The sequence below is a fragment of the Candidatus Thiodiazotropha sp. LNASS1 genome, assembly GCF_964212655.1.
Lineage (GTDB): Bacteria > Pseudomonadota > Gammaproteobacteria > Chromatiales > Chromatiaceae > Thiodiazotropha.
The window spans coordinates 3431110-3444231 of the sequence record NZ_OZ156465.1; the positions used below are offsets into that span (position 1 = coordinate 3431110).

Consider the following 13122-nt stretch of genomic DNA (forward strand, 5'->3'; position numbering starts at 1 on the left):
ATAGCGCTTTGAAAATCGAATGTTGGGTAATATTTCATGTTGCAGGGGCCTCATTACCTTTATCGGTTCCTGCCTAACCTGGCGCCGGACGGAGTCAGTCAGACAATGTGTAGTGAGGGGTAGATCGCCAGGCTCGCGATAGCGTTTTGTTGAGCCTCTATATTTTTGATTTATAGGATATTTATGGTTAACGGTTTACCGACCAACCGGCACCTCCTATAATGCCCGGTTTATTTCACCCCACCTGCCGGAATAAATGCTATGCGTGTAATCGAGGAAGCCCTCACATTCGACGATGTACTTCTGGTACCGGCCCACTCTCAGGTGCTCCCTAAAGATGTAGATCTACGGACCAAGCTGACGCGTGGGATTGAGCTCAGTATCCCCCTGGTTTCTGCAGCCATGGACACCGTGACCGAGGCCCGTTTCGCCATTGCACTGGCCCTGGAAGGGGGTATAGGCATCGTGCACAAGAATATGACCCCGCAGCAGCAGGCCGCCGAGGTCGCCAAGGTCAAGAAATATGAGAGCGGCGTCATTCGTGAACCCATAACGGTTGGGCCCTATGTCAGTATCGGCGAGGTTGTCGAGCTGACCCGCGCGAGAAATATCTCCGGGGTACCGGTTGTGGACGGTAAAGAGTTGGTCGGCATTGTCACTGGCCGGGATCTGCGATTCGAGCGAAAGATGGATGACCCAGTACGTAACATTATGACTAAAAAGGAGAATTTGGTTACAGTCAAGGAAGGTGCGAGCCGCGACGAGGTACTGCAACTACTGCACAAACACCGTATCGAGAAGGTGCTTGTGGTGGATGACGATTTCTCACTGCGCGGCATGATTACGGCAAAGGATATTCAGAAGGCCAAGGACTATCCTGGCGCCTGTCGCGATGAACATGAACGTCTCAGAGTGGGCGCCGCGGTGGGTGTCGGCAAGGGTACCGAGGAACGGGTGGATGCGCTGGTCAAGGCCGGTGTCGATGTGGTGGTGGTGGATACCGCCCACGGCCACTCCCAGGGTGTGCTTGACCGGGTTGCCTGGGTTAAGAAGGAGTATCCCGATGTGCAGGTGATCGGCGGTAATATCGCCACCGGGGAAGCGGCCAACGATCTGATCAAAGCGGGTGCGGATGCGGTCAAGGTGGGAATAGGTCCCGGTTCCATCTGTACCACACGCATCGTTGCCGGTGTGGGTGTGCCCCAGGTGACTGCGGTAACGAATGTTGCCAAGGCCCTTGAAGGCACCGGCGTGCCGCTGATTGCCGATGGCGGCCTGCGCTACTCAGGGGATATCGCCAAGGTCCTGGCTGCAGGCGCCTATTCGGTCATGATCGGAGGCATGTTTGCCGGTACCGACGAGGCTCCCGGCGAGGTGGAGATCTACCAGGGCCGCTCCTACAAATCCTATCGGGGTATGGGTTCACTGGGCGCCATGTCCGGCAAGGATGGCTCAAGCGACCGATATTTCCAGGAGACCAATGAAAAGGAGAAACTGGTGCCGGAGGGTATCGAGGGCCGGGTTCCCTACAAGGGGCCTGTGGTCGGTGTCATCTATCAGGTGATCGGCGGGATCCGCTCCAGCATGGGTTATACCGGTTGTGCCAACATCGATGAGATGCGCACCAAGCCGGTGTTCGTGCGGGTCACCAATGCGGGGGTTACCGAGTCCCACGTCCATGACGTCGCCATCACCAAAGAAGCCCCCAACTATCGGCGCGATTGACATGACGACTGATATCCATGCCCATCGGATCCTGATCCTCGATTTCGGCTCCCAATATACCCAGTTGATCGCCCGCCGCGTGCGCGAGGCGGGTGTCTATTGCGAGATCTATCCCTACGACAATCCCGATCAGGGATTAAGCGGCGTGAAACCGGCCGGTGTCATCCTCTCCGGGGGGCCGGAGACGGTAACCTCCAATGAGGCGCCGGCGGCGCCAAACGAGGTATTCGAGCTTGGCGTACCGGTATTGGGAATCTGCTATGGCATGCAGACCATGGCGGCTCAGCTTGGTGGCGAGGTGGCATCGTCAGACAGGCATGAGTATGGTTACGCTCAGGTGCGCGCCAGGGGCCACTCCCGGCTGCTCAGGGATATCGAGGACCATACCAGCAAGGAGGGATATGGGTTGCTGGATGTCTGGATGAGTCATGGCGATCGCGTGGAGTCCCTTCCCGAGGGATTCAGGGTGATCTGCGAGACGGAGAATGCACCCATCGCCGGTATCGCCGATGAATCCCGTGACTACTATGGTCTGCAGTTCCATCCCGAAGTGACCCATACCCGCCAGGGCCAACGCATCATCGAACGTTTTCTGTTCGAAATCTGCGGTTGTGAGGTGTTGTGGACGCCGGGCAAGATCATAGAAGACACCCTCCACCATGTGCGTGAACAGGTTGGTGAAAAGCAGGTCGTGCTGGGTCTCTCCGGTGGTGTCGACTCCTCCGTCGTGGCGGCGATGCTGCATCGTGCCATCGGCGATCAGCTGACCTGCGTGTTTGTCGATAACGGCCTGTTGCGCCTCAATGAAGGCGACCAGGTGATGGCCACCTTCGCCGAACATATGGGTGTCAAGGTGGTTCGGGTGAATGCGGAGGATCGCTTTCTCAAGGCGTTGAGCGGGATTGCCGAACCTGAGCAGAAGCGCAAGATTATCGGCAACCTCTTCATCGATATCTTCGAGGAGGAGGCCGGCAAGCTGGAAGATGTCTCCTTTCTCGCCCAGGGCACCATCTATCCCGATGTGATCGAATCGGCGGGCGCCAAGTCTGGCAAGGCCCATGTCATCAAGTCCCATCACAATGTGGGGGGGCTGCCCGACTATATGAAGCTGGAGCTGGTCGAGCCCCTGCGCGAGCTGTTCAAGGACGAAGTCCGCAAGATCGGTGTTGAACTGGGTCTGCCCTACGAAATGATCTACCGCCACCCCTTTCCCGGACCGGGTCTTGGGGTGCGCATCCTCGGCGAGGTGAAAAAGGAGTATGCCGATCTGCTGCGGCAGGCCGATCACATCTACATCGAAGCGCTCTACAAGCACAATCTCTACGACGAAGTCAGCCAAGCCTTTGCCGTTTTTCTGCCGGTCAAGTCTGTCGGTGTGGTGGGGGACGCCAGGGCTTATGAGTATGTCGTCACTCTCAGGGCGGTGAAGACGGTGGATTTCATGACGGCCAAGTTCGCTCATCTGCCATTCGAGTTTCTCGAAGAGGTGTCACGCAGAATCATCAATGAGGTCCAGGGTATATCCCGGGTGGCCTACGACATCTCCAGCAAGCCGCCTGCCACCATCGAGTGGGAGTGACTGGAATTTTTAACCTATTGATATTTAATAATAAAAACAATCCTATTGATAATATATTCTGCATCATCAATGGTATATTTCATGGTATTTCCCGCGCGTTGTAGCACGAGAAGCAGCGATACCATGAGAGTCAGATTGGTGCAGTCATGGTATTTTTGAAGCTCGACTGAGCGGATATTTTCTAACAGCTTTATGGGCCCCAGAGTGTGCACAGGGGAACCGCCCACACGCTGCTTCCCAAGAGATATGGTTTTATCGCCATCGTAATGATCGACTCCTGCAGCGATTTGATTGCCGGTCAGGTCGACTCATTTTATAAATCCACGTAGATCCCTTTCTTTGACTGTCGCCGAGGCCTTGGCTTCGACGCCGAGGGGTGTCCAGCACAATTCTCGATCACGCACCAATTCGATTTTATCCAGGGGCCTTTAACTATATTCGATTGACGAAATATATGGTGCAGGATATATTCGGCTACATGAATATATCCCCCTTAACGCTATACCCCGCCATCGCGCACGAAATACGCCTGCGCTGCCTCCTGCTACTCCTTGAACACGGTGAACTCTGCGTCTGCGAGCTAACGCACGCCATCGGAGCGGCTCAACCGACCATTTCCCGTCATCTTGCGCACCTGCGTGAGGTGGAGCTGGTGAGTGACCGCCGAGAGGGTCTGTGGATCCACTACCGGATCAACAATGAGCTTCCTGCCTGGGTGACCAATGTATTGCGGGAAACGGCTGATGGTGTGAAGGGAGTGGCCCCGTTTACGGAAGATCTGGCTGCATTGGAAAGCATGCCGAATCGTCCCGGCGCACCCCGTTGCGCATAACTGTATTTCATTAGCCCATCGAACCCGAGGAGGGAATTGATTGTGACCGACAAAACATACAACGTGTTGTTCCTCTGTACCGGCAACTCTGCCCGCAGTATCTTCGGCGAGAGCATCATCAATCGATTGGGTCGCGGCAAGTTCCGAGGCTTTAGCGCCGGCAGCCACCCTAAAGGTGAGGTCCATCCGGGGGCTCTCTATGAACTGCAGCATAACAATTACATGACTAATGGGCTCCGCAGCAAGGACTGGGAAGAGTTCGCCGCCCCGGATGCGCCGCAGATGGATTTCGTCTTTACCGTCTGCGACAAAGCCGCAGCCGAGGTCTGCCCGGTTTGGCCAGGCCAACCGATGACAGCGCACTGGGGTATCGCCGATCCTGCTGCTGTCGAAGGCGACGAGATAACCCGGCGAACTGCATTCGCTACGGCTTTTCGTGAGTTACAAAACCGCATCTCGATTTTCGTCAACCTGCCACTTAATTCGCTTGATCAGTTGCGTCTGCAGGAGAAGCTGGACGAGATTGGCCGCATCCACGTCTCCGACAAGGATTCGGCTGCCTGACCATGAGTGCCCAATGTGAAGTCACTGCCAAGCGTGCGGCTGGCAGTTCGATGAGTCTGTTCGAGCGTTACCTGACGGTGTGGGTCGGGCTGTGCATTATCGTGGGCATCGCACTGGGGCACTGGTTCCCGGTGCCGTTCCAGGCTATCGGTCAGATGGAAGTGGCGCAGGTGAATCTGCCGGTGGCCGTACTAATCTGGCTCATGATCATACCGATGCTATTGAAGGTCGACTTCGGGGCCTTGCACCAGATGAAGGAGCACTGGCGTGGTATTGGCGTAACGCTCTTCATCAACTGGGCCGTGAAGCCTTTTTCGATGGCGCTGCTCGGTTGGCTATTCATTCGTGGTGTGTTCGCGGACTACCTCCCCCCTGACCAGCTTGATGCCTATATCGCCGGACTGATATTGCTTGCGGCCGCGCCTTGCACGGCGATGGTGTTCGTCTGGAGTCGTCTCTCTGATGGCGATGCCAACTTCACTCTGACCCAGGTGGCCTTGAACGACACCATCATGGTGTTTGCGTTTGCACCCATTGTCGGGCTGCTGCTCGGCCTGTCGGCGATCACCGTGCCCTGGGACACGCTGTTCCTCTCGGTCGTGCTCTACATCGTGTTGCCGGTGCTGTTCGCGCAATGGTGGCGGCGACGCCTGCTGCGATCGGGTGGTGAGGCGGCATTGCAGGCGCGGCTCGATCAATTACATCCGGTCTCACTCATCGCCTTGCTGTCGACGCTGGTGCTGTTGTTCGGTTTCCAGGGCGAGCAGATTTTGAGTCAGCCACTGGTGATCGTCATGCTCGCGGTGCCGATCCTGATCCAGGTCTATTTCAACTCCGGTCTGGCGTACCTGCTGAACCGACATTTCGGGGTCGCCCATTGCGTGGCGGCACCCTCAGCCCTGATTGGGGCGAGCAACTTCTTCGAACTCGCCGTTGCCGCGGCCATCGTGCTGTTCGGTTTTGATTCGGGCGCGGCGCTCGCGACCGTGGTCGGTGTGCTCGTTGAAGTACCGGTCATGCTGTCGGTGGTGAAAATCGTCAATAAAACAAAGGGCTGGTACGAGACTGGCACGTCAAACTGAGAAAAGTAACTATGAAATCAACACTCCTGTCTTTGCTGATGGCTATTGGCCTGACTATTTCACCGTTCGCCTGGGCTAAACCAGATTACCTGGTTGATGCCGACTGGCTTGCGGAACACATCGACGATGACAACCTGGTCGTTCTGGAGGTGCGTTACCACCCACACCGTTATCACAGCGTTGGGCATATTCCGGGTGCCATTCAGGTCAAGCGTTTTAAAGACCTCGCAGACAACCAGTCGCTGACCGTTAAGCGCTTTCCGTCCCGCGAGCAGTTTCAGCAGACGCTGCGCAACTGGGGCGTGACCATGAATTCCACCTTGGTGATCTATGACGATACGCGCACGGTCACCAGTGCGCGACTGTGGGTGTTACTCAAGCTGTACGGCTTCCCGATGGAACAGGTAAAGGTGCTCAATGGCGGCACAATTGCCTGGTCGGCCTTTGAAGAGATTACCCAGGAGCCGACCAGAGCACGGGAGCCGGGTAATATTGAACTCGCCCCGGCTGATCGGTCGATGTTTGTCGAGTTCCCGGAAGTCTACGACTACGTTTCCGAAGGTAAGACATCGGATATCGTACTGATCGACGCGCGCCCCACGGATCGCTATGCCGGTGGTAGCCATCATGGTGTAGCCGAAGGTCATATTCCGGGTGCGATCAACATCATCAGCATGGATGGCACCGATGGGCAGTCGCAGACCTGGCGCTCGGATGAAGTCCTCGCCGACATGTACAAGTCCGTACCCAAAGACAAGACCGTCTACGTGTACTGCGATGATGGTTTTCGCATGAGTCTTGCCTACCAGCAACTGACACACCTGGGTTACCAGGATGTGCGCCTGTACAACGGTGGCTGGTCGCAGTGGGGCAACTGGCTGGATCTGCCGACCGTCACCGGTGACAAGCCGTTTGCGGGCGATTTCGAACTATGAAGCGCTGGATCGCAAGCCTGTTGCTGGGCCTTTATTCGATCAGTGGCTGGGCCTTTGAATTCAAGGTCGAGCCGGTGGCGGACAATGTCTACGCCGTCGTCGGTGAGATCGGTCCGCGCACACCGGAGAACCATGGCCTCAACAACACCTTGGGATTCGTGGTAACCGATGAGGGTGTGGTGCTGGTCGGCTCCGGCGCTACCCCGGCTGGCGCGAAGCTGGTGGAGGAAGCGGTGGCCAGTGTTACTGACAATCCGATCCGCCTGCTGGTGAATATCGGGGTGCAGGATCACCATTGGATGGGCAACAGCTACTTTGCAGACAAGGGTGTTCCCATCAAGGCGCTGGCCCGCACGGTCGATAGTCAGCGCCAACAGGCCGTAGCGCATATCGGGCGTTTGTCTTCCCAAGTTGGAGACGAAGCCAAGACCGTCGTCCCAACCTACGCGACAGACATCGTGGATGCCGACAGACAGACCTTCGAGTTTGGTGACGTGACCTTCGAGTTGCTGTGGCCAGGGGATGGTCATTTTGTTGGCGACGCGGTGCTGTGGTTGCCGCAGACACGCACCGTGTTCACTGGGGATTTCGTCTTCCTCGGGCGCCTGCTGGGCATTCATCCAACCAGTCCAGTCGCGAAATGGCAGCAGTCGTTTCACGAGATTGAGAAGCTGGCCGCTGCGCATGTAGTGCCTGGCCATGGTCATCCTGCTGACATGGCGAAGGCAAAAGCCGAGACCGGTGACTACCTCGATTGGCTGATCACGGGCGTGAGTAAGGCGTTGGAAGACTGGCAGGATCTCGGCGACACCATCGAGCAGATGGGTGATGCCCCGGCATTCGCGCATCTCCAGTTCTTCGATGGCTGGCACAAGCGCAATGTGCACCAGACCTATATGCAACTGGAGGCGGCGAGGTAAGCACCATGGCTGTAGTCCTGCAGTCCACCATCACCTGTCCCAAGTGCGGTCATGTCGCTGCAGAGGCCATGCCGACCGACGCCTGCCAGTGGTACTACGAATGCAAGGGTTGCGGAGAGTTACTCAAGCCGTTGCAAGGCGACTGCTGCGTGTTCTGCTCCTATGGCACCGTGCCGTGTCCGCCTGTGCAGTTGGAAGGCAAAAACGCCTGTTGCAGTTCCGGCTGCTGTGATTGAAACGATTTATAAGAGGTAACAGAGATGAAAAAAATCAAGGTATTGGGTTCAGGCTGCAAGAACTGCGAGACAACCGCCAAGCTCATCAGCATTGCTGCCGAGCAGGCCGGGGTCGAGATCGAACTGGAAAAGGTCACCGACATGGCGCAGATCATGGGCTACGGGGTGATGTCCACGCCCGGCGTCGTCGTAGATGGAAAGGTTGTGTATGCGGGCGGACTTCCCGGTCCGGATCTGGTGCGTAACTGGATCACCCAGGACTGATACCGAGGTTCGGCAACGTGAGTACACATCCCTATGACATTCTGGCCTTGCCCAAACAAGGGCGACTGATTTTCACCCCGTGCCCCGGTACCAAATGTGTAGATCTGACCACATCGGTCAGCGAACTTCACCAGGCCGGCGCAGATGCCATCGTCACCATGATGACGAATGAAGAACTGGCCAATTTCGAGGTTTCTTCCCTGCCGGATGTCGTCCGGCAAAACGGCATGACCTGGTTTCATTTTCCCGTAGAGGATGACGCAGCCCCTGCCGAGGACTTCGAGCAATCCTGGCAGGCGAGCAAACCCGACGTGCTGGCGCTGATTGAACAAGGTAAATGTGTGGCGATTCACTGCCGGGGCGGTTCGGGTCGCACCGGCTTCATGGCGGCGGTGATTATGCGGGAGATGGGCATGGACCAGGCGCAGGCAACCGACATGGTGAAAGGTCTGCGTCCCAATTCACTGAAGCTGCCGGCGCATATTGAGTACCTCGCAGCGCATTACGACAAAAAATGATAAGAGGAGACAGTTCAATGACAGTAAAGATCGGCATCAATGGGTTTGGCCGCATGGGCCGCCTGGGATTACGCGCCGGCTGGGGGAAGGAAGACATTGCTGTCACCCAGGTGAACGAGATCGCTGCGGATGCTGCCGGTTCGGCACATCTGCTCAAGTTCGATTCGGTGCACGGAACCTGGGCCGAAGAGTGCAGTGCTGATGGAGACGCCATGGTCATCGGTGGCAATCCAGTCGCATACACCCGTAATGCAACCATCGGCGAGACCGATTGGTCTGGCTGCGATATCGTCATCGAGGCCACCGGGAAGCATCACAAGAAGCCTGAATCTCTGAACACCTACTTCGATCAGGGCGTGAAGAAGGTCATCGTGGCGGCACCGACCGAGGGTGCGCTGAACATCGTTTACGGCATCAATGACCATCTCTACGATCCCGCACAACACCATCTGGTCACAGCGGCCTCCTGCACAACCAATTGCCTGGCGCCCGTAGTCAAGGTGGTACACGAGAAGATCGGTATCGTGCATGGCTGCATGACCACTATCCATGACATCACCAACACCCAGACTATCGTCGATAAAGGTCATAAGGACCTGCGCCGCGCCCGTGCCTGCGGTCAGTCTTTGATTCCAACGACGACCGGATCGGCAAAAGCGATCACCAAGATTTTCCCGGAACTGACCGGCAAGCTGAATGGCCATGCGGTGCGTATCCCGCTACTCAATGCTTCTCTTACCGACTTCGTATTCGAAGCGGCGCGGCCGGTGACGGCAGAAGAGGTCAACGGATACTTCAAAGAGGCCGCCGAAGGTGAGCTGAAAGGAATTCTCGGATACGAAGAACGTCCACTCGTGTCGGTGGATTACTTGAATGATCCACGCTCGTCGATCGTGGATGCATTGTCCACCATGGTGATCGATAGCACCCAGGTGAAGGTCTATGCCTGGTACGACAACGAGTGGGGCTATGTGAACCGGATGATGGATATCGCGGTCATGATCGCCCGGAGTCTGTAAGCCAGTGAAGGCGATCGATATCGAATGGCGCCACCTGCAGGTGGAAGGTGAGACCTGTGAACGTTGCGGGGACACTGGTGTTCTGTTGCGCGGGTTGGTTGCCAATCTGAATAGGGAATGCGCACCTCGCGGAGTTCAAGTGACACTGACGGAAACCTTGCTCGGACCGGAGTCTATCCAGGAGTCGAACCAGGTGCTGATCGATGGGCAACCGCTGGAGGCCGGCACTCCGGCTATCCAGGTCGGCAGCAGTGCCTGCGCCTCCTGTGGCGATCTGACTGGGCGCGAGGAGTCTTGTCGGACCCTGGAGTTGGGTGGCGAGTCGTTCGATGTGCCACCCGCCTACCTGATTCGCGGCGAGGTCTGCCGCCTGGGCCAGTGCTGCTGATGGATACTGGCACCCGCAATTACCTTACCGTTACCGCTGGCTACTGGGCCTTCACCATCACCGATGGCGCCATCCGCATGCTGGTGGTGCTGTATTTCCATCTGCTTGGTTATTCGCCCTTTGAAGTGGCGATGCTGTTTCTGTTCTACGAGTTCTTCGGCATCGTCACCAACCTGGTGGGCGGATGGCTGGGTGCGCGTATCGGGTTGAACCTGACGATGAACATCGGCATGGCGATGCAGGTGGTGGCGCTGATGATGCTTACCGTGCCGGATGCCTGGTTGTCTGTGGCTTACGTGATGGCGGCGCAGGCCTTGTCAGGTATTGCCAAGGATCTGAACAAGATGTCGGCCAAGGCGTCGGTAAAACTCATTGCCGGCGACGGTGGTGAGTCAAAGCTTTTCAAATGGGTAGCCGTTCTGACCGGTTCCAAAAATGCGCTCAAGGGCGGTGGTTTTTTCGTTGGTGCCGCGTTGCTTGAATGGATCGGCTTTCGTGGCGCATTGATTGCATTGGCCGGCATGCTGTTTGTGGTGCTGATCGTGACGGCAGTCATGCTGCCTTCGGGTGTCGGCAAGATGAAATCCAAGCCGAAGTTTACCCAAGTGTTTTCCAAAGTGCCTGCGATCAATTGGCTGTCGGCGGCACGTTTTTTTCTGTTTGGTTCACGCGATGTCTGGTTTGTCGTGGCCTTGCCGGTATTTCTGGTAGAAGTAGCCGGCTGGTCAGCGACTGGCGTGGGTACTTTTATGGCAGCCTGGGTCATCGGTTACGGGTTTGTGCAGGCATCAGCGCCAAAACTGATCCGGCGCAGTCATCATGGGCAGGGACCGGGTGGCGGTACCGCAAGGCTGTGGGCCTTCGTGCTGGCGGTATTTCCAGCCGGTATCGTCATTGCTATGCAGCAGGGTTGGCCAGTCGAAACCGTGCTGGTCGCTGGATTGATTCTGTTCGGCATTGTCTTTGCGATCAATTCGGCGGTGCACTCCTACCTGATCCTGGCCTATTCCGATTATGACAAGGTGTCGATGAACGTTGGTTTTTACTATATGGCCAACGCGGGTGGCCGCCTGGCAGGCACGGTCTTGTCCGGATTGGTCTACCAGACGCATGGACTGGAGGGCTGTCTGTGGCTGTCATCGGGTTTTGTGTTGGCTGCAGCCATGCTTTCCTTTGCGCTGCCCTCGGTTCGGCCTGTTGCCGGAGAACAACCCCGTGTTTGATCATCTGGCCAGTCTAGTCGTTTATCAGTGGCTGGCTTTGTCGCCAGAAAGCCACCTGGGGGCGGCGCTGCATTTCTTCGTCATGGACGTCGCCAAGATCTTCGTCCTGCTGGTGATCGTCATCTACGTGATGGGTCTACTGCGCGCATTGCTGTCGCCCGAGCGGGTGCGCGAGTTCGTGCGCGGTCGGCCGGACTGGCAGGCGCGCGGCTTCGCGGTCACGCTAGGGGCGGTGACGCCATTCTGTTCCTGCTCCTCGGTGCCGCTGTTCATCGGTTTCGTCGAGGCAGGTATTCCGTTGGGCGTGACCTTTTCGTTCCTGATTGCCAGTCCGATGATCAACGAAGTGGCTGCGGTGATCCTGGTCGGGATCCTGGGCTGGAAGCTGGCAGCACTGTACGTAGGAGCTGGGCTGCTGGTGGCCTGGTTCGGCGGCATCGTTATGCAGTCCTTCAAACCCGAACGCTGGGTGGAGGAGTACGTCTGGAAGATCCAGATGGGCCAGGCGGACCTGCCGGAGCCAGACCGGTCGTTTGCCGGTCGCCACCGTTATGCCGTGGCCGAGGTCAAGGAGATCGTCGGCCGCATCTGGACATGGGTACTGCTTGGCATTGGCGTCGGCGCACTGTTCCACGGTTTCGTGCCGGAGCAGTGGGTCGGCGACAACCTGGGCGGCGATGCCTGGTATACGGTACCGGCTGCCGTCCTGATGGGCATTCCGCTGTATTCGAACGCCACCGGTGTGATTCCGGTCGCTGAGGCGATGCTGACCAAGGGGGTGGCCGTGGGGACTACGCTGGCGCTGATGATGAGTGTTGCTGCCCTGTCGCTGCCGGAGATGCTGATCCTGCGCAAGGTGATCAAGTGGCAGGCACTGGCGCTGTTTGCCGGGGTGCTCGCGATCGCGTTCACGCTGGTGGGATGGGGCTTTAATGTCATTGCCTGATAATTATCGCGACTCGTGCTTGAAACCGTACTGGCCTGTCCCGAATGCACCGTTATTTGGGTATTGAAAAAGGTAACATATATGCTACTATATGGGTCATATGATCGAGGTTAGAGAGTACCTGGATGCTGAGGAAAAAAGTCCTTATGCCAAATGGTTCGATCGTCTGAGTGTGGCCGCTGCGGTCAAGGTGACGACAGCCGTCCATCGGATGGAGCAGGGCAACTTCTCTAATGTGAAAGGTGTGGGTGCCGGCGTCTATGAGTTCAGGATTGATTTCGGTCCCGGTTATCGGATCTATTTTGGCAAGGACGGCGACCGGTTGGTGATATTGCTCGCGGGCGGTACCAAGAAGCGGCAGGACGCCGATATCACTGCCGCGAAAGCTAACTGGCGCGACTATAAGCGACGGAAACGGCAAGAGGTGACATGATGGCTTTGACGAAAGATTTTAAGGACACCATACAGGCACGCGCCCAACGGGATCCGGCGTTTCGCAAGGCCCTGCTGCAGGAAGGGGTCGAGTGCCTGCTTGCTGGTGATGTCGATACCGGCAAGGCAGTGCTGCGTGACTATATCAATGCGACGATCGGGTTCGAGGAACTCTCCCAGGTCTTCGACAAGTCAAGCAAGAGCCTCATGCGCATGTTCGGGCCAAAAGGTAATCCCCAGGCGAGTAACCTGTTTGCAGTGATCCAATACCTGCAGGAGCAGGAGGGCATTCACCTGGAAGTCAAAGCCCGGAAGGTGGCCTAAGGTGCTGTGTATCAGTGTTCAATCTGCATTTTTTTCGAGCATTTTGAAGGATTTTCTGAGCATGGTATTTTTCATGGTATTCTCATTTAGCTGGAAAATAAGCCATTGAATATAAAAGAAAAAAAGGCTTATTTA

Annotated in this window: 16 protein-coding genes; all 16 read left to right on the top strand. The window is 56.8% G+C overall.

Translation table 11 applies throughout. The features are described from left to right. The first annotated feature begins 261 nt into the window (after nt 1–261). The 16 genes from guaB to AB8516_RS15220 all read left to right on the top strand — a co-directional run bounded on the left by guaB (nt 262) and on the right by AB8516_RS15220 (nt 12987). Entirely contained in the window at nt 262–1725 is a 1464-nt protein-coding gene (gene guaB, locus AB8516_RS15145; RefSeq protein WP_369161900.1) for an IMP dehydrogenase, read from the top strand. Nucleotide 1726: 1 nt separating this feature from the next. Continuing rightward, nucleotides 1727–3304 carry a glutamine-hydrolyzing GMP synthase gene (gene guaA / locus AB8516_RS15150; RefSeq protein ID WP_369161902.1) on the top strand — a complete coding sequence of 526 codons (1578 nt, stop codon included), beginning with the start codon at nt 1727–1729 and terminating at the stop codon, nt 3302–3304. A 478-nt stretch (nt 3305–3782) separates the two neighbouring features. After that, nucleotides 3783–4136, top strand: coding sequence for a metalloregulator ArsR/SmtB family transcription factor (locus AB8516_RS15155; RefSeq protein WP_369161904.1), 354 nt, complete (start codon nt 3783–3785; stop codon nt 4134–4136). A 42-nt stretch (nt 4137–4178) separates the two neighbouring features. Further along, complete coding sequence (locus AB8516_RS15160) at nt 4179–4700, top strand: arsenate reductase ArsC (RefSeq protein ID WP_108289614.1); 522 nt, start codon at nt 4179–4181, stop codon at nt 4698–4700. A 2-nt stretch (nt 4701–4702) separates the two neighbouring features. Then, nucleotides 4703–5782, top strand: a complete 1080-nt coding sequence (gene arsB, locus AB8516_RS15165; RefSeq protein WP_369161907.1) for an ACR3 family arsenite efflux transporter — start codon at nt 4703–4705, stop codon at nt 5780–5782. Nucleotides 5783–5793: 11 nt separating this feature from the next. Continuing rightward, complete coding sequence (locus AB8516_RS15170) at nt 5794–6717, top strand: sulfurtransferase (RefSeq protein WP_369161909.1); 924 nt, start codon at nt 5794–5796, stop codon at nt 6715–6717. Continuing rightward, nucleotides 6714–7637, top strand: a complete 924-nt coding sequence (locus tag AB8516_RS15175; protein ID WP_369161911.1) for an MBL fold metallo-hydrolase — start codon at nt 6714–6716, stop codon at nt 7635–7637. Before AB8516_RS15170 ends, AB8516_RS15175 begins: the two co-directional genes overlap by 4 nt. Nucleotides 7638–7642: 5 nt before the next feature. Next, complete coding sequence (locus AB8516_RS15180) at nt 7643–7873, top strand: GDCCVxC domain-containing (seleno)protein (RefSeq protein WP_369161913.1); 231 nt, start codon at nt 7643–7645, stop codon at nt 7871–7873. Between the two features lie 24 nt (nt 7874–7897). Further along, nucleotides 7898–8137: a thioredoxin family protein gene (locus tag AB8516_RS15185; protein WP_369161915.1), complete on the top strand. Its 240-nt coding sequence runs from the start codon at nt 7898–7900 to the stop codon at nt 8135–8137. Nucleotides 8138–8154: 17 nt separating this feature from the next. After that, nucleotides 8155–8655 (top strand): dual specificity protein phosphatase family protein, encoded by a 501-nt coding sequence (locus tag AB8516_RS15190; protein WP_369161917.1) that lies wholly within the window; start codon nt 8155–8157, stop codon nt 8653–8655. 17 nt (nt 8656–8672) lie between these two features. After that, the gene (locus AB8516_RS15195; protein WP_369161919.1) at nt 8673–9674 is read left to right on the top strand and encodes an ArsJ-associated glyceraldehyde-3-phosphate dehydrogenase; all 1002 of its coding nucleotides are present in this window, start codon (nt 8673–8675) and stop codon (nt 9672–9674) included. 4 nt (nt 9675–9678) lie between these two features. Further along, nucleotides 9679–10062, top strand: a complete 384-nt coding sequence (locus AB8516_RS15200; protein WP_369161921.1) for a DUF2703 domain-containing protein — start codon at nt 9679–9681, stop codon at nt 10060–10062. Next, nucleotides 10062–11285, top strand: coding sequence for an organoarsenical effux MFS transporter ArsJ (gene arsJ / locus AB8516_RS15205; protein ID WP_369161923.1), 1224 nt, complete (start codon nt 10062–10064; stop codon nt 11283–11285). Before AB8516_RS15200 ends, arsJ begins: the two co-directional genes overlap by 1 nt. Continuing rightward, nucleotides 11278–12231, top strand: a complete 954-nt coding sequence (locus AB8516_RS15210) for a permease (protein WP_369161925.1) — start codon at nt 11278–11280, stop codon at nt 12229–12231. Before arsJ ends, AB8516_RS15210 begins: the two co-directional genes overlap by 8 nt. A gap of 100 nt (nt 12232–12331) precedes the next feature. Then, nucleotides 12332–12664, top strand: a complete 333-nt coding sequence (locus AB8516_RS15215; protein ID WP_369161927.1) for a type II toxin-antitoxin system RelE/ParE family toxin — start codon at nt 12332–12334, stop codon at nt 12662–12664. Then, on the top strand, nt 12664–12987 hold the full coding sequence (locus tag AB8516_RS15220) for a DNA-binding protein (protein WP_108289604.1): 324 nt from the start codon (nt 12664–12666) through the stop codon (nt 12985–12987). Before AB8516_RS15215 ends, AB8516_RS15220 begins: the two co-directional genes overlap by 1 nt. The last annotated feature ends 135 nt before the right edge of the window (nt 12988–13122 follow it).

What these genes read in the sequence shown, in the direction of transcription:
- AB8516_RS15220 (WP_108289604.1), top strand. Translation starts at nt 12,664, where the DNA reads ATGGCTTTGACGAAAGATTTTAAGGACACCATACAGGCACGCGCCCAA.
- guaA (WP_369161902.1), top strand. Translation starts at nt 1,727, where the DNA reads ATGACGACTGATATCCATGCCCATCGGATCCTGATCCTCGATTTCGGC.
- AB8516_RS15185 (WP_369161915.1), top strand. Translation starts at nt 7,898, where the DNA reads ATGAAAAAAATCAAGGTATTGGGTTCAGGCTGCAAGAACTGCGAGACA.
- guaB (WP_369161900.1), top strand. Translation starts at nt 262, where the DNA reads ATGCGTGTAATCGAGGAAGCCCTCACATTCGACGATGTACTTCTGGTA.
- AB8516_RS15155 (WP_369161904.1), top strand. Translation starts at nt 3,783, where the DNA reads ATGAATATATCCCCCTTAACGCTATACCCCGCCATCGCGCACGAAATA.
- AB8516_RS15170 (WP_369161909.1), top strand. Translation starts at nt 5,794, where the DNA reads ATGAAATCAACACTCCTGTCTTTGCTGATGGCTATTGGCCTGACTATT.
- arsJ (WP_369161923.1), top strand. Translation starts at nt 10,062, where the DNA reads ATGGATACTGGCACCCGCAATTACCTTACCGTTACCGCTGGCTACTGG.
- AB8516_RS15195 (WP_369161919.1), top strand. Translation starts at nt 8,673, where the DNA reads ATGACAGTAAAGATCGGCATCAATGGGTTTGGCCGCATGGGCCGCCTG.
- AB8516_RS15175 (WP_369161911.1), top strand. Translation starts at nt 6,714, where the DNA reads ATGAAGCGCTGGATCGCAAGCCTGTTGCTGGGCCTTTATTCGATCAGT.
- AB8516_RS15180 (WP_369161913.1), top strand. Translation starts at nt 7,643, where the DNA reads ATGGCTGTAGTCCTGCAGTCCACCATCACCTGTCCCAAGTGCGGTCAT.
- arsB (WP_369161907.1), top strand. Translation starts at nt 4,703, where the DNA reads ATGAGTGCCCAATGTGAAGTCACTGCCAAGCGTGCGGCTGGCAGTTCG.
- AB8516_RS15215 (WP_369161927.1), top strand. Translation starts at nt 12,332, where the DNA reads ATGATCGAGGTTAGAGAGTACCTGGATGCTGAGGAAAAAAGTCCTTAT.